At 69.5% G+C, this 21,413-nt stretch carries 22 protein-coding genes; 17 read left to right on the top strand and 5 right to left on the bottom strand.

The genetic code is table 11. The features are described from left to right. Positions 1-32 precede the first annotated feature (32 nt). Complete coding sequence (locus G6N58_RS22555; RefSeq protein ID WP_115281337.1) at positions 33-617, top strand: DUF2567 domain-containing protein; 585 nt, start codon at positions 33-35, stop codon at positions 615-617. On the opposite strand, the gene G6N58_RS22560 is transcribed toward G6N58_RS22555, so the two are convergent. Both G6N58_RS22560 and G6N58_RS22565 read right to left on the bottom strand, forming a co-directional pair. Beyond that, on the bottom strand, positions 591-1,973 hold the full coding sequence (locus tag G6N58_RS22560; protein WP_115277221.1) for a lipase family protein: 1,383 nt from the start codon (positions 1,971-1,973) through the stop codon (positions 591-593). The genes G6N58_RS22555 and G6N58_RS22560 overlap by 27 nt on opposite strands. 64 nt (positions 1,974-2,037) lie before the next feature. Then, positions 2,038-2,733 (bottom strand): NUDIX hydrolase, encoded by a 696-nt coding sequence (locus G6N58_RS22565; RefSeq protein WP_115281336.1) that lies wholly within the window; start codon positions 2,731-2,733, stop codon positions 2,038-2,040. Positions 2,734-2,778: 45 nt separating this feature from the next. Here G6N58_RS22565 and nadA point away from each other — a divergent pair, with 45 nt between their 5' ends. The 4 genes from nadA to G6N58_RS22585 all read left to right on the top strand — a co-directional run bounded on the left by nadA (position 2,779) and on the right by G6N58_RS22585 (position 8,164). Further along, positions 2,779-3,816 carry a quinolinate synthase NadA gene (gene nadA / locus G6N58_RS22570; RefSeq protein ID WP_068916777.1) on the top strand — a complete coding sequence of 346 codons (1,038 nt, stop codon included), beginning with the start codon at positions 2,779-2,781 and terminating at the stop codon, positions 3,814-3,816. Continuing rightward, on the top strand, positions 3,813-5,390 hold the full coding sequence (locus G6N58_RS22575; protein WP_115277220.1) for an L-aspartate oxidase: 1,578 nt from the start codon (positions 3,813-3,815) through the stop codon (positions 5,388-5,390). Before nadA ends, G6N58_RS22575 begins: the two co-directional genes overlap by 4 nt. Next, entirely contained in the window at positions 5,390-6,247 is an 858-nt protein-coding gene (nadC, locus tag G6N58_RS22580) for a carboxylating nicotinate-nucleotide diphosphorylase (RefSeq protein WP_115281335.1), read from the top strand. The genes G6N58_RS22575 and nadC overlap by 1 nt, the downstream gene beginning before the upstream one ends. Before the next feature lie 264 nt (positions 6,248-6,511). Further along, positions 6,512-8,164: a DUF222 domain-containing protein gene (locus G6N58_RS22585; RefSeq protein ID WP_115277219.1), complete on the top strand. Its 1,653-nt coding sequence runs from the start codon at positions 6,512-6,514 to the stop codon at positions 8,162-8,164. A 12-nt stretch (positions 8,165-8,176) separates the two neighbouring features. On the opposite strand, the gene G6N58_RS22590 is transcribed toward G6N58_RS22585, so the two are convergent. Continuing rightward, complete coding sequence (locus G6N58_RS22590) at positions 8,177-8,812, bottom strand: LysE family transporter (protein WP_115277218.1); 636 nt, start codon at positions 8,810-8,812, stop codon at positions 8,177-8,179. A 79-nt stretch (positions 8,813-8,891) separates the two neighbouring features. Here G6N58_RS22590 and hisD point away from each other — a divergent pair, with 79 nt between their 5' ends. The 9 genes from hisD (at position 8,892) to G6N58_RS22635 (ending at position 16,418) form a co-directional block, all read left to right on the top strand. Continuing rightward, positions 8,892-10,220 carry a histidinol dehydrogenase gene (gene hisD / locus G6N58_RS22595; RefSeq protein WP_115277217.1) on the top strand — a complete coding sequence of 443 codons (1,329 nt, stop codon included), beginning with the start codon at positions 8,892-8,894 and terminating at the stop codon, positions 10,218-10,220. Further along, positions 10,217-11,353 (top strand): histidinol-phosphate transaminase, encoded by a 1,137-nt coding sequence (locus tag G6N58_RS22600; protein ID WP_068916782.1) that lies wholly within the window; start codon positions 10,217-10,219, stop codon positions 11,351-11,353. The genes hisD and G6N58_RS22600 overlap by 4 nt, the downstream gene beginning before the upstream one ends. After that, positions 11,350-11,973, top strand: coding sequence for an imidazoleglycerol-phosphate dehydratase HisB (gene hisB / locus G6N58_RS22605; RefSeq protein ID WP_115277216.1), 624 nt, complete (start codon positions 11,350-11,352; stop codon positions 11,971-11,973). Before G6N58_RS22600 ends, hisB begins: the two co-directional genes overlap by 4 nt. Beyond that, entirely contained in the window at positions 11,970-12,587 is a 618-nt protein-coding gene (hisH, locus tag G6N58_RS22610) for an imidazole glycerol phosphate synthase subunit HisH (protein WP_115277215.1), read from the top strand. The genes hisB and hisH overlap by 4 nt, the downstream gene beginning before the upstream one ends. A gap of 5 nt (positions 12,588-12,592) precedes the next feature. Beyond that, complete coding sequence (gene priA / locus G6N58_RS22615) at positions 12,593-13,321, top strand: bifunctional 1-(5-phosphoribosyl)-5-((5-phosphoribosylamino)methylideneamino)imidazole-4-carboxamide isomerase/phosphoribosylanthranilate isomerase PriA (RefSeq protein WP_068919826.1); 729 nt, start codon at positions 12,593-12,595, stop codon at positions 13,319-13,321. After that, complete coding sequence (locus G6N58_RS22620; protein ID WP_115277214.1) at positions 13,318-14,124, top strand: inositol monophosphatase family protein; 807 nt, start codon at positions 13,318-13,320, stop codon at positions 14,122-14,124. Before priA ends, G6N58_RS22620 begins: the two co-directional genes overlap by 4 nt. Next, complete coding sequence (gene hisF, locus G6N58_RS22625; protein ID WP_068916786.1) at positions 14,121-14,909, top strand: imidazole glycerol phosphate synthase subunit HisF; 789 nt, start codon at positions 14,121-14,123, stop codon at positions 14,907-14,909. Before G6N58_RS22620 ends, hisF begins: the two co-directional genes overlap by 4 nt. Continuing rightward, entirely contained in the window at positions 14,906-15,250 is a 345-nt protein-coding gene (gene hisI / locus G6N58_RS22630) for a phosphoribosyl-AMP cyclohydrolase (RefSeq protein WP_115277213.1), read from the top strand. The genes hisF and hisI overlap by 4 nt, the downstream gene beginning before the upstream one ends. Before the next feature lie 70 nt (positions 15,251-15,320). Then, entirely contained in the window at positions 15,321-16,418 is a 1,098-nt protein-coding gene (locus G6N58_RS22635) for an ABC transporter substrate-binding protein (protein WP_115277212.1), read from the top strand. Between the two features lie 13 nt (positions 16,419-16,431). Here G6N58_RS22635 and G6N58_RS22640 read toward each other — a convergent pair whose 3' ends face one another. Both G6N58_RS22640 and G6N58_RS22645 read right to left on the bottom strand, forming a co-directional pair. Further along, positions 16,432-17,808, bottom strand: coding sequence for an FAD-dependent oxidoreductase (locus G6N58_RS22640; protein ID WP_115277211.1), 1,377 nt, complete (start codon positions 17,806-17,808; stop codon positions 16,432-16,434). Positions 17,809-17,837: 29 nt separating this feature from the next. After that, a complete protein-coding gene (locus G6N58_RS22645) occupies positions 17,838-18,299 on the bottom strand; it encodes a peroxiredoxin (RefSeq protein WP_163908334.1) in 462 nt (153 codons plus the stop codon). Between the two features lie 51 nt (positions 18,300-18,350). Here G6N58_RS22645 and G6N58_RS22650 point away from each other — a divergent pair, with 51 nt between their 5' ends. From G6N58_RS22650 to trpC, 3 genes are all read left to right on the top strand, one after another. Continuing rightward, positions 18,351-19,880, top strand: coding sequence for an anthranilate synthase component I (locus G6N58_RS22650; protein WP_115281334.1), 1,530 nt, complete (start codon positions 18,351-18,353; stop codon positions 19,878-19,880). Positions 19,881-19,882: 2 nt separating this feature from the next. After that, positions 19,883-20,494, top strand: coding sequence for a TIGR02234 family membrane protein (locus G6N58_RS22655; RefSeq protein WP_115277209.1), 612 nt, complete (start codon positions 19,883-19,885; stop codon positions 20,492-20,494). A 67-nt stretch (positions 20,495-20,561) separates the two neighbouring features. Then, positions 20,562-21,380, top strand: a complete 819-nt coding sequence (gene trpC, locus G6N58_RS22660) for an indole-3-glycerol phosphate synthase TrpC (RefSeq protein WP_115277208.1) — start codon at positions 20,562-20,564, stop codon at positions 21,378-21,380. Positions 21,381-21,413: the final 33 nt, after the last annotated feature.

Genomic DNA, 21,413 nt, shown 5'->3' on the forward strand with positions numbered 1-21,413 from the left:
GGGGTCGCGCCGCACTGACGGTGGTGGCGGGAATGACCGTCGTCGGGGCCGTGGTGGGCGCGCTGTGGGCCTGGTGGGCGCCGCCGGTCCACGGAGTCTTCGCTCTGACCCGCGCCGGCCAACGCGTGCAGAGCTATCTCGGCGAGGAAGCCGACCACTTCTTCGTCGCGGCGTTCCTGATGCTGGGGATGCTGTGGGTGGTGGCGGTGGTGGCACCCGTGTTGGTCTGGCAGTGGCGGGCGCATCGCGGACCGCTGCTGGCCGCAGCACTGTCGCTGGGTGCGGTGCTGTCGTCGGCGGCGGCGTGCGCCGTGGGAGCGCTGCTGATGTCGTCGCGTCACCCGGCCGTCTCACTGGACACCGCGCCGATCAGTCCCGAGGCGCGGGTGTACTACTACACCGAGGCGCCGTCGGTGTTTTTCGGTTCCTCACCCCTGCAGGCGGCGGCGACACTGTTGTTGCCTGCCGCCACGGCCGCGCTGGTGTACGCGCTGTTCGCGGTGGCCACTGCCCGTGACGATCTGGGGGCCTACCCGCCGGTGGAGCCGGTGTATCTGCCGTATCCGCTGCCGGCGCAGCAGGCGCCCACCTCAGCGGTCGAAACGGGAGAGCGGTAGCCGCTCGAGCTGGCGGCCGGTGATCACCTTGGTGGCGATCACACCGAGGCGCAGCATCCCGCGGTAGGTGGACGGGTTCAGCAGCGTCGGCCACTTGGTGCGGGCCAGGTGCTCGCCCAGCGGCCGGTCGGCGAAGCGGTCGCGCAGCCAGCGCAGGGTCATCGGTGCCGACATCGGGTGCAGCAGCATGTGCTCGCTGAACATGTCGCGGTGATAGGTGACTTCACACCCGCCGGCGGTGTAGACCTCGGCGAGGGTGTCGATGTCGTCGACCGACACGATGCGGTCGTGCACCGCCTGCACGATCAGCACCGGCACCCGGGGCGCTGCGGTGCCCAGCTTGATGTCGGCAAACACCTGCTGGACCTCGGGGCCGGCCAGGATCTCTTCCAGCGGCAGATCCACCAGGTTGTCCATGTCCTTCCGGACGAGCCGCAGGATGGCGCTCATCGTGGTCTGGGTCTCCAGCTTGCGCAGCATCGCCTTGCCCTCGTCGGTGGCGTGCTGCTGGATCAGCCGGTCCAGGTCGGGGTAGATGTGGGTCAGGGCGGCGACCACCATGGCGGGCAGGCCGGAGTAGATGCTGCCGTTGAGCCGGCGGAACGCGTGGCCTAGATCGCCCACCGGCGAACCCAGGACGGCGCCGACGATGTTGAGTTCCGGGGCGTAGTCGGCGGCCACCTCGGCAGCCCAGGCGGTGGCCAGTCCGCCGCCGGAGTACCCCCACAGCCCCAGCGGGGACGTCTCCGACAGACCCAGGCGGTCCAGGCTGGTGGCGGCCCGCAGCCCGTCGAGAATGTGGTAGCCCGGTTCCACCGGTGCGCCCCACAACCCGCGCAGACCCTCGTGATCGGGGACGGACACCGCCCAGCCCTCGGCCAGGGCGGCGGCGATCAGCAGCAGCTCCAACTGTGCCAGCGAACCCGCGGCACGGGCGCCGCGGCGCAGGGCGTAGGACGGGAAGCACCGGTCGGACACGGCGTCGATGGCGCACTGGTAGGAGACCACCGGGCACGGTGTCTGTGCGGTGCGCTCGGTGGGCACCAGCAGGGTGGTGACGGTGGCCTCTGGCTCGCCGTGCAGGTCGGTGGTGCGGTAGAGCAGTTGCGTGGCGGTGAACTGCTGGGGGATCAAGCCCAGGAAGGCCAGCTCGACGTCGCGGGAGCGCAGCACGGTGCCGGGCTCGGCGTGCTCGAAGCCGGCGGGCGGCAGGTAGAAGGGATCGTCCTGGGGAAGCTGCGGGCGGGGGAGCAGCGGCCTACGGCCACGTGGCAGCTCCTCGTGCGGTGCGGCGCCGATCCACGCGGCACCCATGGTGTCGGTGGCGGTCGCTGTGGCGGCGTTGCCCACGTCCATGCCTGTCCTCCTCGCAGCCGAAGCAGCCATTCTCTCTCAGAGAACCCTTAGGAAACCACTCGGGTCAGCTTGGCGGACGGAAAGCGGCAAACTCGTCAGTGACACGCAGCCGGGATTCGGTGAATTTGTAGAAGGCGGCCGGCCTGCCCCCGCTGCGGCCCGACTGCGCGGTGGTGCCGGTCCGGGTGATCACGCCGCGCCGGGCCAGCACCCGCTGCAGGTTGGTGGCATCCACCTGGTAGTCCAGGGCCGCACTGTAGATGTCGCGCAACGTCGAGAGCGCGAATTCTCTTGGCGCCAGCGCAAATCCGATGTTGGTGTAGGAGAGCTTGGCGGCCAGCCGGCTGCGCGCGTGCGCCACCATGGGGCCGTGGTCGAACGCCATCGGTGGCAACTGATGCACCGGGTGCCAGCGGGTGTCGGCGGGCAGTTCCGGGGTGGCGGGCGAGGGCACCAGGCCCAGGAATGTGGTGGCGATGGTGCGGGTGTCGCCCGGTACCCGCTGCGGATCGGAGAAGACGGCCAGCTGCTCCAGGTGAGCGATCTCACGCAGGTCCACCTTCTCGGCCAGTTGACGGCGCACCGAACGGATCATGTCTTCGTCGTGCTCCAGCCGGCCGCCGGGCAGTGCCCAGGCCCCGCGCTCGGGGTCCAGGGCCCGTTCCCAGAGGAGCACGCTGAGCTGCGGGTTCCTCGATTCGAGGTGGCGGACCTGGAAGACGACGGCGAGCACTTCATGGGCAGTGCTACGATGTGGCATGTTTTCGATCATAAGTCGAAAACCTCGATGGCGAAAGGAGCGGTCATGACAGTCCTCGATCGCATGGACGCATTGACGGCCCAGATCACCAACGGCCCGGACGGCTACTCCGGTGTCATCGGCGACGAGGCGTGGGCGCAGCAGATCCGCCGGCTGGTCGAGATGCGCGGCGCCACGCTGCTGGCGCACAACTACCAGCTGCCCGCCATCCAGGACGTCGCCGACCACGTGGGCGACTCGCTGGCCCTGTCGCGCATCGCGGCCGAGGCGCCGGAGGACACCATCGTCTTCGCCGGTGTGCACTTCATGGCCGAGACCGCCAAGATCCTCTCGCCCGAGAAAACCGTCCTGATCCCTGATCAGCGGGCCGGCTGCTCGCTGGCGGACTCCATCACCGCCGACCAGCTCCAGGAATGGAAAGCCGAACACCCCGACGCCGTGGTGGTGTCCTACGTCAACACCACCGCCGCGGTGAAGGCACTCACCGACATCTGCTGCACGTCGTCCAACGCCGTCGAGGTGGTGGCCTCGATTCCCGAGGACCGTGAGGTGCTGTTCTGCCCGGACCAGTTCCTGGGCGCGCACGTGCGACGCGAGACCGGGCGCCAGAACCTGCACATCTGGGCCGGCGAGTGCCACGTGCACGCCGGAATCAACGGCGACGAACTGGCCGAGCAGGCCCGCACCCACCCCGACGCCGAACTGTTCGTCCACCCTGAATGTGGTTGCGCCACTTCGGCGTTGTACCTGGCCGGCGAAGGCTCGTTCCCGGCCGAGCGGGTCAAGATCCTGTCCACCGGCGGCATGCTCGATGCCGCCCGCGACAGCAGCGCCCGCCAGGTGCTGGTGGCCACCGAGGTCGGGATGCTGCACCAGTTACGCAGGGCCGCACCGGACATCGACTTCCAGGCGGTCAACGATCGGGCGTCGTGCCGGTACATGAAGATGATCACCCCCGCGGCGCTGCTGCGCTGCCTGGTGGAGGAGGCCGACGAAGTGCACGTCGACGCCGAGACCGCCCGGCTGGCCCGGCGCAGCGTCACGCGGATGATCGAAATCGGACAGCCCGGCGGCGGGGAATGAACCGACCCCTCGCCGCCTGCGGCGGCAGCCGATTCTGGCAGCTGCGCACCGACGTCGTGGTCATCGGCACCGGCGTCGCCGGTCTGACCGCGGCCCTGGCCGCCCACCGGCAGGGGCGCCGGGTCCTGGTGCTGAGCAAGACGGCCGACACCTCGACCGCCTACGCCCAGGGCGGTATCGCCGTGGTGATGCCCAGGACCGACGATTCCGTGGATGCCCATGTCGGCGACACGCTGGCCGCCGGCGGCGGACTGTGTGATCCCGACGCGGTGCGCTCCATCGTCGCCGACGGTCACCGCGCCGTTCGCACCCTGGTGGCCGACGGGGCCCGTTTCGACGAAAAGCGAGGCGGCAGTTGGGCACTGGGGCGCGAAGGTGGGCACACCCGGCGCCGCATCGTGCATGCAGGCGGCGACGCCACCGGGGCCGAGGTCCAGCGCGCCCTCACCACCGCCGCCGCCCAGCTGGACATCCGGACTGAGCACGTTGCCGTGGCCCTGCTGCGCGACGATGACGCGATCACCGGGGTCTCGGTGCTCAGCCCGCAGGGGCCGGGCATCATCCACGCCCCCGCGGTGATCCTGGCCAGCGGTGGACTCGGGCAGCTGTACACCGCCACCACCAACCCCGAGGGTGCCACCGGTGACGGCATCGCCCTGGCGCTGTGGGCCGGCCTGCCGGTCGCCGACCTGGAGTTCATCCAGTTCCACCCCACGATGCTGTATTCGGCGAACGGGGGCCGACGCCGGCCGCTGATCACCGAGGCGCTGCGCGGTGAGGGAGCCGTCCTGGTCGACGCGCGCGGTGAGCCCGTCATGGCCGGTGTGCACCCGATGGGAGATCTCGCGCCGCGCGACGTGGTGGCCGCCGCCATCGATGCCCGCCTGCGGGATACCGGTGCGGAGTGTGTGTATCTCGATGCGCGGCACGTGGACCGGATCGCTCAGCGATTCCCGACCGTCACCGCCGCCTGCCACACTGCCGGCATCGACCCCACCCGCCGGCCCATTCCCGTGGTGCCCGGCGCGCACTACTCCTGCGGTGGGGTGGTCACCGACGTATTCGGGCGGACCGAGCTGGCGGGGCTGTATGCCGCAGGCGAGGTGGCCCGCACCGGGATGCACGGCGCCAACCGGCTGGCCTCCAACAGCCTGCTCGAAGGCCTGGTCGTCGGTGGCCGGGCCGGTGTGACCGCCGCCGATTTCGCCGCCGGGTCGCCGGCCCGCACCGCGCAGATCTCCGACGACGCGGTTGTCCCCACCTTGAAGCGGCCGGCGCTGCAGCAGGCCATGACCCGGTGGGCCTCGGTGGTGCGCGACGCCGACGGATTGCGAGCGCTGCGCAACACGGTCGAGTCCGCCGCGTCCGCTCGGGCCCGTACCCGCGGGCAGTTCGAGGATGGCGCGCTCACCACCACCGCGGCGGCGCTGGCCGCAGCGGCGACCGCGCGCACCGAGAGCCGCGGTGCGCACCACCGCGGCGATCACCCGGACGCCGACGATGCGCTGGAACACAGCGCGACGGTGCGACTGGTCGACGGCCGGGCCCTTGTCGAGACGGTGGTGGTGTGCTGATGAGACTCACTGACACCGAGTTCGTCGAAGCCCGGGCAGCCATCGCCCGCGCGCTCGACGAAGACCTCCGCTACGGGCCCGACATCACCACGTTGGCAACGGTTTCCGCAGACGCCACCACCACGGCGGCGGTGGTGACCCGCCAGCACGGCGTGGTCGCGGGCATCGACATCGCCCTGCTGGTGCTCGACGAGGTTCTCGGACCCGACGGGTACCGGGTGCTGGGCCGTGCCGACGACGGCGACACCCTGCTGCCCGGCGACGCGCTGTTGACCCTGGAGTCGAAGACCCGGGGGCTGCTGACCGCCGAGCGCACCATGCTGAACCTGGTGTGCCACTTGTCCGGCATCGCGACCGCCACCGCGGAATGGGTGGCCGCGGTCGAGGGCACCCACACCCGCATCCGCGACACCCGCAAGACCATGCCCGGCATGCGGGCATTGCAGAAGTACGCGGTGCGCGTCGGTGGGGGAGTCAACCACCGGATGGGCCTCGGTGATGCGGCACTGATCAAGGACAACCACGTGGCGGCCGCCGGATCGGTGGTGGCTGCACTGCGGGCGGTCCGCGAGGCGGCTCCGGACCTGCCCTGTGAGGTCGAGGTGGATTCCCTGCAGCAGCTCGACGAGGTGCTCGCTGAGGACATCGAGCTGATCCTGCTGGACAACTTCGCGGTGTGGGAGACCCAGATTGCGGTGCAGCGCCGCGACTCCCGCGCTCCCAAGGTGCAGCTGGAGTCCTCCGGCGGCCTGTCGGTGGACTCTGCGGCGGCCTATGCCGGCACGGGCGTGGACTACCTGGCGGTCGGTGCCCTCACCCATTCGGTGCGGGTGCTCGACGTCGGTCTGGACTTCTGACGGGCTCGACCTTGGTCGTCGAGTCCTTGGCTCGTGCACCGCGGCTCGTGCACCGGTCGTGACGCGTCAGCGCTGTGCTGGGCGCAGAACGTCGAGACGGCCCGCGAGGGGTGTCGTCGGGTCACTGCGAGATGCACACGCTGCGGCGTCGTTGTCACCAACGCCAAATCGGTATCCCTGTCTGGTCGGCACACAGTCTGGACTTCATCCACAACTGGCTATTTTTGCTGGCAGGCGCGGTGCGACGATGATAAAATCGAATGTATGTTCGAAGGATGCGATCCCGGAGCGCTGCTCACCGAGGTGGAATCTTCCCGCCTTGATGAGTCCGCGGTGTGGGCGCATCGGATGGCCGCCATCGCTGCGTTGTTGGCTCAGCGGATGAACGAGGGCTACGACCAACAAGCCCTGTTGCCCGACGGCGACCCCGGTTTCGGGTTGATCTCCGGGTTCGTGCGCACCGCCGCCGAAGTCGGGCCCGCGCTGGGGGTGCCGCCGGCGGTGGCCATGACGATCGTGGGCTATGCCGATGCCCTTGATGAGCGGTTGCCGCAGATCTACGGCCTGCTGGCCTCCGGGCGGTTGGACTGGGAATCGACAAGAACCATCATCAATCGCACCGCCAACGTCACCGAGGACGCCATCAAAGACCTGGACCGGAACCTCGCCGCGAAGATCGCGACCTGGGAGTGCTGGTCCCGTACCCGGCTGCAGGGTGCGGTGGATCGGGCGATCTTGCATGTGGATCCCGAGGGTGCGAAAGAACGCCGCGTCGCCGCCGACACCGAACGCCGAGTCAGCGCGAAGGCGCTGCCCAATGGGATGGGTGAGATCCGGCTCTACGCCGGCGCTCCGGTGATCGCCAAAGTGGATGCCCGGCTGGATCAGATGGCCAAGGCGGTGTGCGCCCAGGATCCGCGAACGTTGGTGCAGCGCCGCGTGGATGCGGCGGAGGCCATCGCCGACGGCAGCTTTGTGTTGGCGTGCGCGTGTGGGCGTGAGGACTGCCCCGCCCCCAGACCCGAACCCAACACCACGCCGGCGGCGGCGGCGCAGTACGTCATCAACGTGATCGCCCCGGCCGCCACCGTCACCGGCGACAGCGACGAACCTGGCTTCCTGCAGGGCTACGGCGTCATCGACGCCGACCAAGTCCGAGAACTCGTTGACCAGCCGGGCACCGTGTGCCGCGATGTGCGCAATCCTGACACCAACCCCACCGCGGCGACCGAAACTCGCGACGGCACCTCGGTGCTGCTGCGCCACAGCTGGTCGGCGGCGATGGACCGCTGGGTGCGGGTGCGGGGGTTGACGTGTTCGTTCCCGTTCTGCAACCAGCCCGCCTGGAACGCGGACCTCGATCACAGCATCCCGTTCAACCATCAACATCCACTCAGCGGTGGCTGGACCGCCGGGTTCAACCTGGATCCGAAATGCCGCACCCATCACCGGATCAAGACGTTCCTCACCGGCGAGGGCGGCTGGACGACCAGACAACTCACCGGCGGCACCATCGAGTGGACCTCACCCACGGGGCGCACGTACCGGTGCACCCCGGATGGGGCGGAGTTGTTCGACGACCTCGCCGAGGCGTGTCGCCCGAAACCGTGGACCCGACCGCGGGACCCCCAGGTTGAGAAAGCCACCCGGATCGCTGCCGCCCGCGCCGGGTTGGCCGCCAAACAGGCCGCCAACCAGCAGACCCGGTGGATCAACCAGGGGCGGGCGCATGAGATCAAGCAGCGGGGGCGGCGCAACGACGTCCGCTTCAAGCGACTGGTCCTCAGTGGCAGGCGCCGCACCGCCAGCTGGTGTCCCTGGATCAACGACCCCTGGGAAGACGAATCCATTACCGCCGACTGGCGACCACCGCCCCCGCCGCCACCGCGCGACGACGATGACGAACCACCCTTCTGAGCCGGACCTGGCTCAGGCAGTCGCCGCACGCCGCACGAACGCCAGCACCACGGCCGCCGTCGCGAACAGGCCGGAGAACGTCCGGTTGACGGCGCGTTGCTGGCGGGGGGTGGACAGCCAGCCCAGCAACCGGGACGCCAGGCCCGCGTAACCGCCCATCACCACCAGGTCCACCGCCACCATGGTGAACCCGATCGCCAGGTACTGCGCCAGCAGCGGTGCTGCAGGGTCGACGAACTGCGGGACCACCGCCAACAGGAACACCAGGCCCTTGGGGTTGGTCAGATTGACCAGCGCGCCGCGGGTGATCAGGGCCGTCGCGCCGGCGGCGCCAGCAGGCGACATCTGCGTCCGCAGATCCGCCCCGGCCAGCCGCCACTGCCGCACCGCCAGATAAACCAGATAGGCCACCCCCAGCCACTTGATGACCGTGAAGGCCAGCGCCGAGCTCGCCAGCGCAGCGCCCAACCCCACTGCGACCAGCGCCAACTGCACCATCAGCCCGATCTGCAGGCCCAGAATCGTCCAGTAGGTGCGGCGCACACCGAGGGTCAGCCCGGTGGCCATCGACAGGATCGCACCGGCGCCCGGCGACACACTGATGAGGATCGAGGCGCCCACGAAGGCAAGCCAGACTTCCCACTCCATGGCGGGAGTCTGGCAGTGGCGAACACCGCAGTTCAATCAATTTTCATTCAGGTGCCCCGATCAGGGACAATCGACGGTGATGGCCAGTTTTGAGATGTCCCGGATCGACCTGCGCAACCGCGCCCTGTCTGCGGCGCAGTTGCGCGCCGCCCTGCCCCGCGGCGGTGTCGATGTCGACGCGGTGGTGCCCACGGTGCGCCCCATCGTCGACGCGGTCGCAGCGCGCGGCGCCGAGGCGGCCCTGGAGTTCGGGGAGAAGTTCGACGGGGTCCGCCCGCAAGCCGTCCGCGTGCCGGCCGCGGCCCTGCAGCAGGCCCTCGACGAACTCGACGCCGACATCCGCTCCGCTCTGCTGGTCGCGATCGAGCGCACCCGCATCGTCCACGCTGATCAGCGCCGCACCGACACCACCACCGAACTGGCGCCCGGCGCCACCGTCACCGAACGCTGGGTGCCCGTCGAGCGGGTGGGCCTCTACGTGCCCGGCGGCAACGCGGTCTACCCGTCCAGCGTCATCATGAACGTCGTCCCGGCCCAGACCGCGGGCGTCGATTCGCTGGTGATCGCCAGCCCGCCGCAGGCCCAGTTCGGTGGCCTGCCGCACCCGACCATCCTGGCCGCCGCCGCGCTGCTCGGCGTTGACGAGGTCTGGGCGGTCGGTGGTGCACAGTCGGTCGCTCTGATGGCCTACGGCGGCACCGACACCGATGGGGCCGAGCTGGCACCGGTGGACATGATCACCGGCCCGGGCAACATCTACGTGACCGCCGCCAAGCGCATCTGCCGCTCGCAGGTGGGCATCGATGCCGAGGCCGGCCCCACCGAGATCGCCATCCTGGCCGACGATTCCGCCGATCCCGTCCACGTCGCGGCTGACCTGATCAGCCAGGCCGAGCACGACGAGATGGCCGCCAGCGTGCTGGTGACCCCCAGCAGTGACCTGGGGGTGGCCGTGGACGCCGAGCTGGCCCGCCAGTTGCAGACCACCGTGCACCGCGACCGCGTGCTGACGGCGCTGCTGGGCAAGCAGTCGGCCATCGTGCTGGTGGACGACATCGATGCCGGTGTGCGCGTGGTCAACTCCTATGCCGCCGAACACCTGGAGATCCAGACCGCCGACTCGCACCAGGTGGCGGGCCGGATTCGTTCGGCGGGAGCCATTTTCGTCGGGGCGTGGTCGCCGGTGTCGCTGGGCGACTACTGCGCCGGGTCCAATCACGTGCTGCCCACCGCCGGGTGCGCCCGCCACTCCAGCGGCCTGTCGGTGCAGACCTTCCTGCGCGGCATCCACGTCGTCGACTACTCCGAGGCGGCGCTCAAAGACGTTTCCGGACACGTGATCACCCTGGCCGAAGCCGAGAACCTGCCCGCTCACGGTGAGGCCGTGCGCCGGAGGTTCGAGCGATGAGCACACCGGGTGCCCGCATCGGGCTCGATGACCTGCCGCTGCGCGACGACCTGCGCGGCAAGTCGCCCTACGGCGCACCGCAGTTGCAGGTACCGGTGCGGCTGAACACCAACGAGAACCCGCATCCGCCCACGCAGGCGCTCATCGACGACGTCACCGCGTCGGTGGCCGCCGCCGCCGCCGAGTTGCATCGCTACCCCGACCGCGACGCCGTGGCGCTGCGCGCCGACCTGGCCGCCTACCTGAGCGTGCAGACCGGTGTGGCGCTGGGCGTCGAGAACCTGTGGGCGGCCAACGGATCCAACGAGATCCTGCAGCAGTTGCTGCAGGCATTCGGCGGCCCCGGCCGCAGCGCCATCGGGTTCGTGCCGTCCTACTCGATGCACCCCATCATCGCCGACGGCACCCAGACCGAGTGGGTGCAGGCTACGCGGGCCGAGGACTTCGGCCTCGATCTCGACGTGGTGCTGAGTGCGATCGACAACCGTTCTCCCGACGTGATTTTCGTGACCAGCCCGAACAACCCCTCAGGGCAGAGTGTGCCGCTGGCGGATCTGCGGCGCATCCTCGAACGCATGACCTCCGGCGTGCTGATCGTCGACGAGGCCTACGGTGAATTCTCCTCGCAGCCCAGCGCGGTCGCCCTGATCGACGAGTTCCCCACCCGGGTGATCGTCAGCCGCACCATGAGCAAGGCCTTCGCCTTCGCCGGCGGGCGGCTCGGGTACCTGGTCGCCGCCCCGGCCGTCATCGACGCCATGCTGCTGGTGCGCCTGCCGTATCACCTGTCGGTGGTCACCCAGGCCGCCGCCCGGGCCGCCCTGCGCCACGCCGATGACACCCTCGGCAGCGTCGCCACTCTGATCGCCGAGCGGCAGCGGGTCACCGAAGCGTTGACCGGCATGGGTTTCCGCGTCATCCCCAGCGACGCCAACTTCGTGCTGTTCGGCGAATTCGTCGACGCCGCCGCCACCTGGCAGCGCTACCTCGACGCCGGGGTCCTGATCCGTGACGTCGGGATCCCCGGCTACCTGCGCGCCACCACCGGACTGGCCGCGGAGAACGATGCCCTGCTGACCACCAGCGCCACCCTCGCCGCCACCGAACTGGCCCAGCCGCTAGGAGCCTCATGACCCAGACCCTCACCGACCGGCGTGCCCGTGTGCAGCGCACCACCAAAGAGTCCGACATCGTGGTCGAACTCGACCTCGACGGCACCGGCGTCGTCCAGATCGATACCGGCGTTCCGTTCTTCGACCACATGCTGACCTCGCTGGGCACCCACGCCAGCTTCGATCTGACCGTGCGTGCCACCGGCGACGTACACATCGAGGCGCACCACGTCGTCGAGGACACCGCCATCGTGCTGGGTCAGGCACTCGGGCAGGCTCTGGGCGACAAGAAGGGCATCCGCCGCTTCGGTGACGCCTTCATCCCCATGGACGAGTGCCTGGCGCATGCCGCGGTCGACGTGTCCGGCCGGCCGTACTGCGTGCACACCGGGGAGCCGGAGTCGATGGTGAGTTTCACCATTGCCGGGTCGTCGGTGCCCTACCACACAGTGATCAACCGCCACGTCTTCGAGGCGCTGGCTTTCAACGCCCGCATCGCGCTGCACGTGCGCACCCTCTACGGCCGCGACCCGCACCACATCACCGAGGCCGAATACAAGGCCGTGGCCCGCGCACTGCGCCAGGCCGTCGAGTTCGATCCCCGGGTCAGCGGGGTCCCGTCAACCAAAGGCACACTGTGACAGCCAAAGTCGTGGTGCTGGACTACGGGTCCGGCAATCTGCGATCGGCGCAGCGCGCGGTGGAACGCACCGGAGCAGACGTCGAGGTCACCGCTGACCCGGGTGCGGCGGCCGAGGCCGACGGACTGCTGGTGCCCGGCGTGGGGGCATTCGAGGCCTGCATGACCGGGCTCCGCGCGATCGGCGGGGAGAAGATCATCGCCGACCGGTTGCAGCGCGGCCGGCCGGTGCTCGGGGTGTGTGTCGGGATGCAGATCCTGTTCGCCAGGGGCGTCGAGTTCGGGGTCGAATCCACCGGGTGCGGTCAATGGCCCGGAGCCGTCACGCACCTGGATGCGCCGGTCGTCCCGCACATGGGCTGGAACACCGTGCAGGCACCGGCCGACAGCGTGCTGTTCCGGGGGCTGGATTCGCAGACCCGGTTCTACTTCGTGCACTCCTATGCCGCCCAGGACTGGGCAGGCAACCCCGATGCCTTGCTCACCTGGGCCCGGCATCACGTGCCGTTCCTGGCGGCCGTCGAGGACGGACCGCTGTCGGCGACACAATTTCATCCGGAAAAGAGTGGTGACGCCGGCGCGACACTGCTCGCCAATTGGGTTGAGGGACTGTGACTTCTCTGATTTTGTTGCCCGCCGTCGACGTGGTGGACGGCAAGGCGGTGCGGCTGGTGCAAGGCCAGGCCGGCAGCGAGACCGACTACGGTTCGGCGCTCGACGCCGCGCTGCAGTGGCAGAGTGACGGCGCCGAGTGGATCCACCTGGTGGACCTCGACGCCGCGTTCGGCCGCGGGTCCAACCGCGAGCTGCTGGCCGAGGTGGTCGGCAAGCTCGACGTGGACGTGGAACTGTCCGGTGGCATCCGCGACGACGAGTCGCTGAGGGCCGCGCTGGCCACCGGGTGCCGCCGGGTCAACCTGGGCACCGCGGCGCTGGAGAACCCGGTCTGGTGCGCCAAGGCCATCGCCGAGCACGGCGACAAGGTGGCGGTGGGCCTCGACGTGCAGATCGTCGACGGGCAGCACCGCCTGCGCGGGCGCGGCTGGGAGACCGACGGCGGGGACCTGTGGCCGGTGCTGGAACGCCTCGACGGTGAAGGCTGCTCGCGGTTCGTCGTCACCGACGTCACCAAGGACGGCACCCTGACCGGGCCCAACCTGGAGCTGCTCTCGGCGGTGGCCGCGCGGACCGAGGCCCCGGTGATCGCCTCGGGCGGTGTCTCCAGCATCGAGGACCTGGTGGCCATCGCCACGCTCACCGGGGAGGGCGTCGAGGGCGCCATCGTCGGAAAGGCGCTCTATGCGGGTCGTTTCACCTTGCCGGAGGCTCTGTCCGCGGTCAGCCGATGACCGATTTTGCCGCGCTGGTCGCCGAGGCGTCGACGATCCTGGACGGCGTGGTCGACCGGTTCCTGGTCGGTCACCGCGCCGATTCGGCGGTCAGTAAGAAGGGCAACGACTTCGCCACCGAGATCGACCTGGCCATCGAGCGCGAGGTGGTTTCCGCGCTGACCGAACGCACCGGTATCGAGGTGCACGGCGAGGAGTTCGGCGGCGCCCCTGTCGATTCCGATCTGGTGTGGGTGCTCGATCCGATCGACGGCACGGTCAACTACGCCGCCGGCTCGCCGATGGCCGGGATCCTGCTGGGATTGATGAGTCACGGCGAACCGGTCGCCGGGCTGACCTGGCTGCCGTTCACCGACCAGCGTTACACCGCCGTGGTGGGCGAGCAGCTGTTCGTCAACGGCGAGGTTCAGCCGCCGCTGGAATCGCCGACCCTCAAGGACTCGATCCTGGGCTTCGGCACGTTCAACGTCGACTGGCGCGGGCGCTACCCGGGCCGGTACCGCCTCGCGGTGCTGGAGAACATGAGCCGGGAGTGCTCGCGGCTGCGCATGCACGGCGCCACCGGGGTGGACCTGGCCTTCGTGGCCGACGGAATTCTGGCCGGCGCAGTGACGTTCGGTGATCATGTGTGGGATTACGCCGCCGGTGTGGCCCTGGTCCGTGCGGCCGGTGGCATCGTGACCGACCTGACCGGCGAGCCGTGGACGCCGGCGGCCAGTTCCGCACTGGCCGCCGCCCCGGGTGTGCACGGGGAGATCCTCGACATCGTGAAATCGGCAGGCGACCCGGAGGACTACCGATGACCGTTGCGGACAGCACTCTGGCCACCCGGGTGATCCCGTGTCTGGACGTCGACGCGGGCCGGGTCGTCAAGGGGGTGAACTTCGAGAACCTGCGTGACGCAGGCGATCCCGTCGAGCTGGCGGCCGTCTACGACGCCGAGGGCGCCGATGAGCTGACCTTCCTGGACGTCACGGCGTCGTCGTCGGGCCGGGCCACCATGCTCGAGGTGGTCCGCAGGACGGCCGAGCAGGTGTTCATCCCACTGACCGTCGGTGGGGGAGTGCGTGCGGTCGCCGATGTGGACGTGCTGCTGCGCGCCGGTGCGGACAAGGTGTCGGTCAACACCGCTGCCATCGCCAGGCCGGAACTGCTGGCCGAGATGTCCCGACAGTTCGGCTCCCAGTGCATCGTGCTGTCGGTCGATGCCCGCACCGTGCCGCCCGGGGAGGCTCCGACGCCGTCCGGGTGGGAGGTCACCACCCACGGCGGGCGCCGCGGCACCGGCATCGACGCGGTCGAATGGGCCAGGCGTGGCGCGGAACTCGGTGTCGGTGAGATCCTGCTGAACTCGATGGACGCCGACGGCACCAAGGCCGGGTTCGATCTGGCCATGCTGGCTGCGGTGCGCGCCGCGGTGACGGTGCCGGTGATCGCCAGTGGCGGCGCCGGCGCGGTGGACCACTTCGCCCCCGCCGTGCACGCCGGTGCCGATGCGGTGTTGGCGGCCAGCGTCTTTCATTTCAAGGAGCTGACCATCGGTCAGGTCAAGGCGGCCATGGCCGCGGACGGGATTTGTGTGCGATGAGCCTGGATCCCGCGATCGCCGCCCGGCTCAAGCGCAACGCCGACGGGCTGTTCACCGCTGTGGCGCAGGAGCGCGGTTCCGGTGATGTGCTGATGGTGGCGTGGATGGACGACGACGCCCTGGCCCGAACCCTGGCCACCCGCGAGGCCACGTATTTCTCCCGATCGCGTGGTGAGCAGTGGGTCAAGGGTGCGACGTCGGGGCACACCCAGCATGTGCACTCGGTGCGCCTGGACTGCGACGGCGACACCGTGCTGCTGGTGGTCGACCAGACCGGCGGTGCGTGCCACACCGGCGATCACACCTGCTTCGACGCCGACGTGCTGCTGCCCTCGGAATAGCGCAACCGACCGGTGGCAGCGGCCCGGGCGCGGTAGTGTCCGCTCCGTGGGAAGTTCACGGTTGTTCACCATGGTTGCCGTCGTCGCGCTCGCCCTGGCGGGGTGTGCGCCTCCCGAGAAAGAGAGCAGCAGCACCCAGTCCGAGGGCGGTGTTGATGCCAGGACCGCCACCTCCGCCGAGGACTTCGGCGGCATGGATGCCCTGGTCGAGGCCGCCAAGGCCGAGGGCGAGCTCAACGTCATTGCGCTGCCGCCGGATTGGGCGAACTACGGCGAGATCATCAGCACGTTCTCGGACAAGTACGGGATCAAGGTGAACTCGGCGCAGCCCGACGCCAACAGTCAGGACGAGATCAACGCCGCCAACCAGCAGAAGGGCCGCAGCACCGCCCCCGATGTCTTCGATCTCGGTCAGGCCATCGCACTGGCGAACACGCAGATGTTCGCGCCGTACAAGGTGGCCACCTTCGACGACATTCCCGAGCAGTTCAAGGACCCCGACGGCACCTGGGTCAACGACTACGGCGGCTACATGTCCATCGGCTACGACTCGTCGAAGGTCCCCGACGTCACCGCTGTCGCGGACCTGCTCAAGCCGGAGTTCGCGGGCAAGGTCGCTCTCAACGGCGACCCCACCACCGCCAGCGCCGCGGCCAACGGTGTGCTGATGGCGTCGCTGGCCAACGGCGGGTCCGCCGACGATCTGGCCCCCGGCGTCGACTTCTTCCGCCAACTCAAGCAGGCCGGCAACTTCCTGCCGGTGGACCCGACGCCGGCGACCATCGAGTCGGGTCAGACCCCTGTCGTCATCGACTGGGACTACCTCAACGCCGCCGAGACCGCCAAGCTGCCGAGCTGGAAAGTGTTCGTTCCCAACGATGCCCTGGTCGGGGGCTACTACTTCCAGGCCATCAACAAAGACGGCCCGCACCCCGCGGCGGCCCGGCTGTGGCAGGAGTTCCTCTACAGCGACGAGGGTCAGAACCTCTATCTCGAGGGCGGGGCCCGCCCGGTGCGCGCAGACACGATGGCCGAGGCCGGGACGATCGACAAGACCGCGTTCGACGCCCTGCCGCCGGTCGACGGCACCCCGGTGATCCCCACGGATGAGCAGACCACCAAGAACGCCGAGTTCCTCGGTGCCAACTGGGCCGCGGCGATCGGGTGACCCGCAGCGTCGGTCAGTCGATCCGGACGTCCTGGCGCACCAGTTCCGCTTGGACGGCGTCGATCTCGACGTCGGCGAAGGTCCGGCCGGTCCGGATCGACAGGGCGGCGGCCACGCCGGCGCCCTGACCGGTGACCGCGCAGCACGACATGTTCCGGGTTGCCGCATGAGCTATCCGGTCACCGCCGGTGGCACGCCCGGCCACGATCAGATGGTGCACGGACTTCGGCAGCAGTGACCGGTAGGGGATCTGCAGGTAGCGCCCGGTGGTCGGCAGCACCAGGACGCCGTAGCCGTCGATGAACTCGGGGTAGATCCCGATGCTGTCGTCGAACCGGCCCTGATGGCGTACATCCGCTTCGGTCAGGTTGTAGACGGCATCGATCTTGCGGGTGTCGCGGATACCGATCGTCATACCGAAGTTGCGCAACCGGGCGGTGCGGCAGCCCGGGGTGTAGCGGCGCAGGGCCTCGATGGCCAGCATGGTCTGCCGTCGGCCCTCGATCTCGAACCGGGTCAGACTGTCCGGATCGGTGCCGTCGCACCCGGCCAGGTGCACCAGGTTCATGTACGTCAGTTCACCGGTGTCGTGCATCGCGCCCCAGGTGCCGCCGATGGTGTTCAGATCGGCAGGCAGCACCCCGTCGGCGATGGCCTTGGCGAACGGCTTTCCGAGGTAGGGCGAATAGAGGTCGGCGTCCTTGTCCGCGGTCTCGTCGGCGCTGAACTCGCCGGCCGACCAGTCGCGGTAGGTCTGCGGATCCTCGGCGACCCCGGCCAGGAACGCGGCCTTGTCGACGCCGGCGAGGTGGAACATCACCGACGCCGCCATCATCTCCTCGACCGGGGTCCGGTGTGTCGGCGCACCGGCGCGTGTCGCCACGTCGGCGTCACCGGTCGCGTCGACCACCCGCCGGGCCAGGATCGCCTCGCGCCCGGCCTTCGACTCGGTGACGATGCCGATGATCGTGTCGCCGTCCATGAGCGGCGCGACGAACTGGCGGTGCAGCATGGCGCGCACGCCCGCTTCCTCCACCAGCCGGTCGGCGACCACCTTGAAGCCCTCGGAGTCCAATTCGTAGGACAGCGACTGGCTTTCGGGCACCGCCGCGCCCATCGCCTTGGCGCGCTCTTCGAACTCCCAGCCCAGGCCGCCGGCCTCCACGGTCTGCTCGTGGCGATACCAGGCGAAGCCCTCGACGCCGACGGCGGTGATGTTGCCACCGAAACAGCCGAAGCGTTCCACCAACGTCACCTGCACGCCGGCCCTCGCGGCGGAAAGGGCGGCGGCCAGGCCACCCGGACCGGAACCCACCACCAGGACGTCGGTTTCGTGGATGACGTCGAGCTCACGTGCTGGCTCGGTGATGGTCCGTGGCGGCGCAGGCATGGTCGGCGATGATAGACCCCGCCGGTGAACTACCGGACGCGCTGACGCAGCACCTCGAGGGCCTTGTCGGCGTGGGTGTCCATGCTGATCTCGCTGGCGATGACGTCGAGCACCTTACGGTCGGTGTCGATCACGAACGTCGTCCGCTTCACCGGCATGAATTTGCCGAGCAGCCCGCGCTTCACCCCGAAAGCCGTGGCCACCGCGGCGTCGACGTCCGACAGCAGCGGATAGTCGAAGTTCTCCTTGGCGGCGAACTGTGCCTGCTTGTCCGGGGCATCGGTGCTGATCCCGACGCGCTGCGCACCGAGGGCAGCGAACTCGCCGGCCAGATCTCGGAAGTGGCAGGCCTCCTTGGTGCACCCCGGCGTCATGGCTGCCGGGTAGAAGAACAGCACCACCGGACCCTGCGCCAGGAAGTCGCTGAAGCGCCGCTGCGCACCCGTCTGATCAGGTAGAACGAAGTCGTCGATGAAGTCCCCGCGTTTCATGGAGGTCACGCTACGCCGCAGCCGCTGCGGGCCGTCTGGGAGGATGTGCCGGTGTCCACGAACGCCACCGTCACCGCCGTGACCACCACCCGGGAGGACTTCACCGCCCTGGCTGCCGAGCACCGCGTCGTGCCGGTCACCCGGAAGGTGCTGGCCGACAGCGAGACTCCGCTGTCGGCGTACCGCAAGCTGTCCGCCAACCGGCCCGGCACCTTCCTGCTGGAGTCCGCGGAGAACGGGCGCTCGTGGTCGCGGTGGTCGTTCATCGGCGCGGGCGCGCCGTCGGCGCTGACGGTCCGTGACGGCGAGGCCGTCTGGCTGGGCACCGTCCCGCAGGACGCACCCCGGGGCGGAGATCCCCTCACCGCCCTCCGGCAGACCCTCGAGCTTCTCGAGACCGCCGCTCTGCCCGGGCTGCCGCCGCTGTCGAGCGGCATGGTCGGCTTCTTCGCCTATGACCTGGTGCGCCGGCTGGAACGGCTGCCCGAACTGGCCGTCGACGATCTGCAGTTGCCTGACATGCTCATGCTGCTGGCCACCGACCTGGCCGCCGTCGACCACCACGAGGGCACCATCACCCTGATCGCCAACGCGGTGAACTGGAACGGCACCAGCGAGCGGGTCGACTGGGCCTACGACGACGCGGTGGCCCGTCTGGACGTGATGACCGAAGCGCTGAGCCAGCCGCTGCCGTCCACGGTCTCGACGTTCAGCAGGCCCACGCCGACACATCGCTCGCAGCGCACCGTGGCGGAGTACACCGCCATCGTCGACAAGCTCGTCGGCGACATCGAGGCCGGCGAGGCCTTCCAGGTGGTGCCCTCGCAGCGCTTCGAGATGGACACCGCAGCCGATCCCATCGATGTCTACCGGATGCTGCGGGTGTCCAACCCCAGCCCGTACATGTACCTGCTGCACGTCCCCGACGGTGTTGGTGGAACGGCGTTTTCGGTCGTCGGGTCCAGCCCGGAGGCGCTGGTCACGGTCAAGGACGGCTGGGCGCAGACCCACCCCATCGCTGGTACCCGGTGGCGTGGTGACACCGAGGAAGAAGACCAGCTGCTCGAGAAGGAGCTGCTGTCCGACGAGAAGGAACGCGCCGAGCACCTGATGCTGGTGGACCTGGGCCGCAACGACCTGGGCCGGGTGTGTGTGCCGGGCACCGTCCGCGTCGACGACTACAGCCATATCGAGCGCTACAGCCACGTCATGCACCTGGTGTCGACCGTCAGCGGGCAGCTCGCCGACGGCCGCACCGCACTGGACGCGGTGACGGCCTGTTTCCCGGCGGGCACCCTGTCCGGGGCGCCGAAGGTGCGGGCCATGGAACTCATCGAAGAGGTGGAGAAAACCCGCCGCGGGCTCTACGGCGGCGTCCTCGGATACCTCGACTTCGCCGGCAACGCCGATTTCGCGATCGCCATCCGGACCGCCCTGATGCGCGGCGGCACCGCTTACGTCCAGGCCGGCGGTGGTGTGGTGGCCGACTCGAACGGTCCCTACGAGTACACCGAGTCCGCCAACAAGGCCAAGGCCGTGCTCAGCGCGGTGGCCGCCGCCGAAACCCTGCAGGCACCCTGATGATGATCCGGGTGGCGCAACTGCTCCTGGTGCTGGCGGCGCTGGCGCTGTGGGGGGCATCGCGGCTGCCCTGGGTGCAGGTCACCTCGTTCGACGGGCTGGGCCAGCCCAAGACCGTCATCCTCGACGGCGCCACCTGGGTCAGTGCACTGACGCCCCTGGCGCTGCTGTTGGTGGCGGCCGCGGTCGCGGTGCTGGCGGTGCGGGGCTGGCCGCTGCGGGCGTTGGCGGTGCTGGTTGCCCTCGCCAGCGGCCTGACGGCCTACCTGGCGATCACCCAGTGGGTGATGCGGGACGTGTCCATCCGGGGCGCCGGCCTGGCGGAGGTCACGGTGGCCTCGCTGGTGGACAGCCAGCGGTTCTACTGGGGTGCGGTGCTGGCGCTGGCCGCCGCGGTGGTCGCGCTGGCGGGAGCGGTGCTGCTGATCAGGTCCGCAGGCACGGCCAGGGCCGCCACCACCAAGTACCGGGCCCCGGCTGCCCGCCGCGCCGCCGCGCAGGACGACGCGGTGCGCGACACTGATGACGGGATGTCCGAGCGGATGATCTGGGACGCCCTGGACCAGGGCCGGGATCCCACGGCGGGGCCGGGTCCGGAGAAGGAGGGCCGGTGAACCGTTCGGGCCGCTCAGCCGTTACCCTTACGAGACAGCTTTTGAGGTACAGAAGGGACCGGCAGGGATGAGTGCGGCGACTGTCCTCGACTCCATCATCGAGGGAGTCCGCGCTGACGTCGCCGCCCGCGAAGCGATCATCAGCCTGGCTGAGGTCAAGGAAGCGGCCCACGCCGCTCCGCCGCCTCGCGACGTGATGGCTGCGCTGCGGGAACCCGGAATCGGCGTCATCGCCGAGGTGAAGCGGGCCAGCCCGTCCCGGGGGCAGCTGGCCAACATCGCCGATCCCGCGGACCTGGCCCGCGCATACCAGAGCGGCGGCGCTCGGATCATCAGTGTCCTCACCGAGGAACGCCGCTTCCACGGATCACTGGCCGACCTCGACGCTGTTCGCGCCGCGGTGACCATCCCGGTGTTGCGCAAGGACTTTGTGGTACGTCCGTACCAGATCCATGAGGCCCGCGCCCACGGTGCCGACATGCTGCTGCTCATCGTCGCCGCCCTCGAACAGCCGGCCCTGGAGTCACTGCTCGAGCGCACGGAGTCTCTCGGGATGACCGCTCTGGTGGAGGTCCACACCGAGGAAGAAGCCAGCCGTGCACTGCAAGCCGGGGCCAAGGTGATCGGGGTCAATGCCCGTGACCTGAAGACCCTGGAGGTGGACCGCGACTGCTTCGCCCGCATCGCACCCGGTCTGCCCAGCGACATCATCCGGGTCGCCGAATCCGGGGTCCGAGGTACCGCAGACCTCCTGGCCTACGCCGGCGCCGGTGCTGACGCCGTGTTGGTGGGCGAAGGCCTGGTCACCAGCGGCGACCCGCGTTCTGCGGTCGCCGACCTGGTGACTGCCGGAACCCATCCGTCCTGCCCGAAACCCTCCCGCTAGCGCGCTCATGGCCCGCTCGCGCGAAACCCGATT

The organism is Mycolicibacterium tokaiense (assembly GCF_010725885.1).
GTDB classification, from domain to species: domain Bacteria; phylum Actinomycetota; class Actinomycetes; order Mycobacteriales; family Mycobacteriaceae; genus Mycobacterium; species Mycobacterium tokaiense.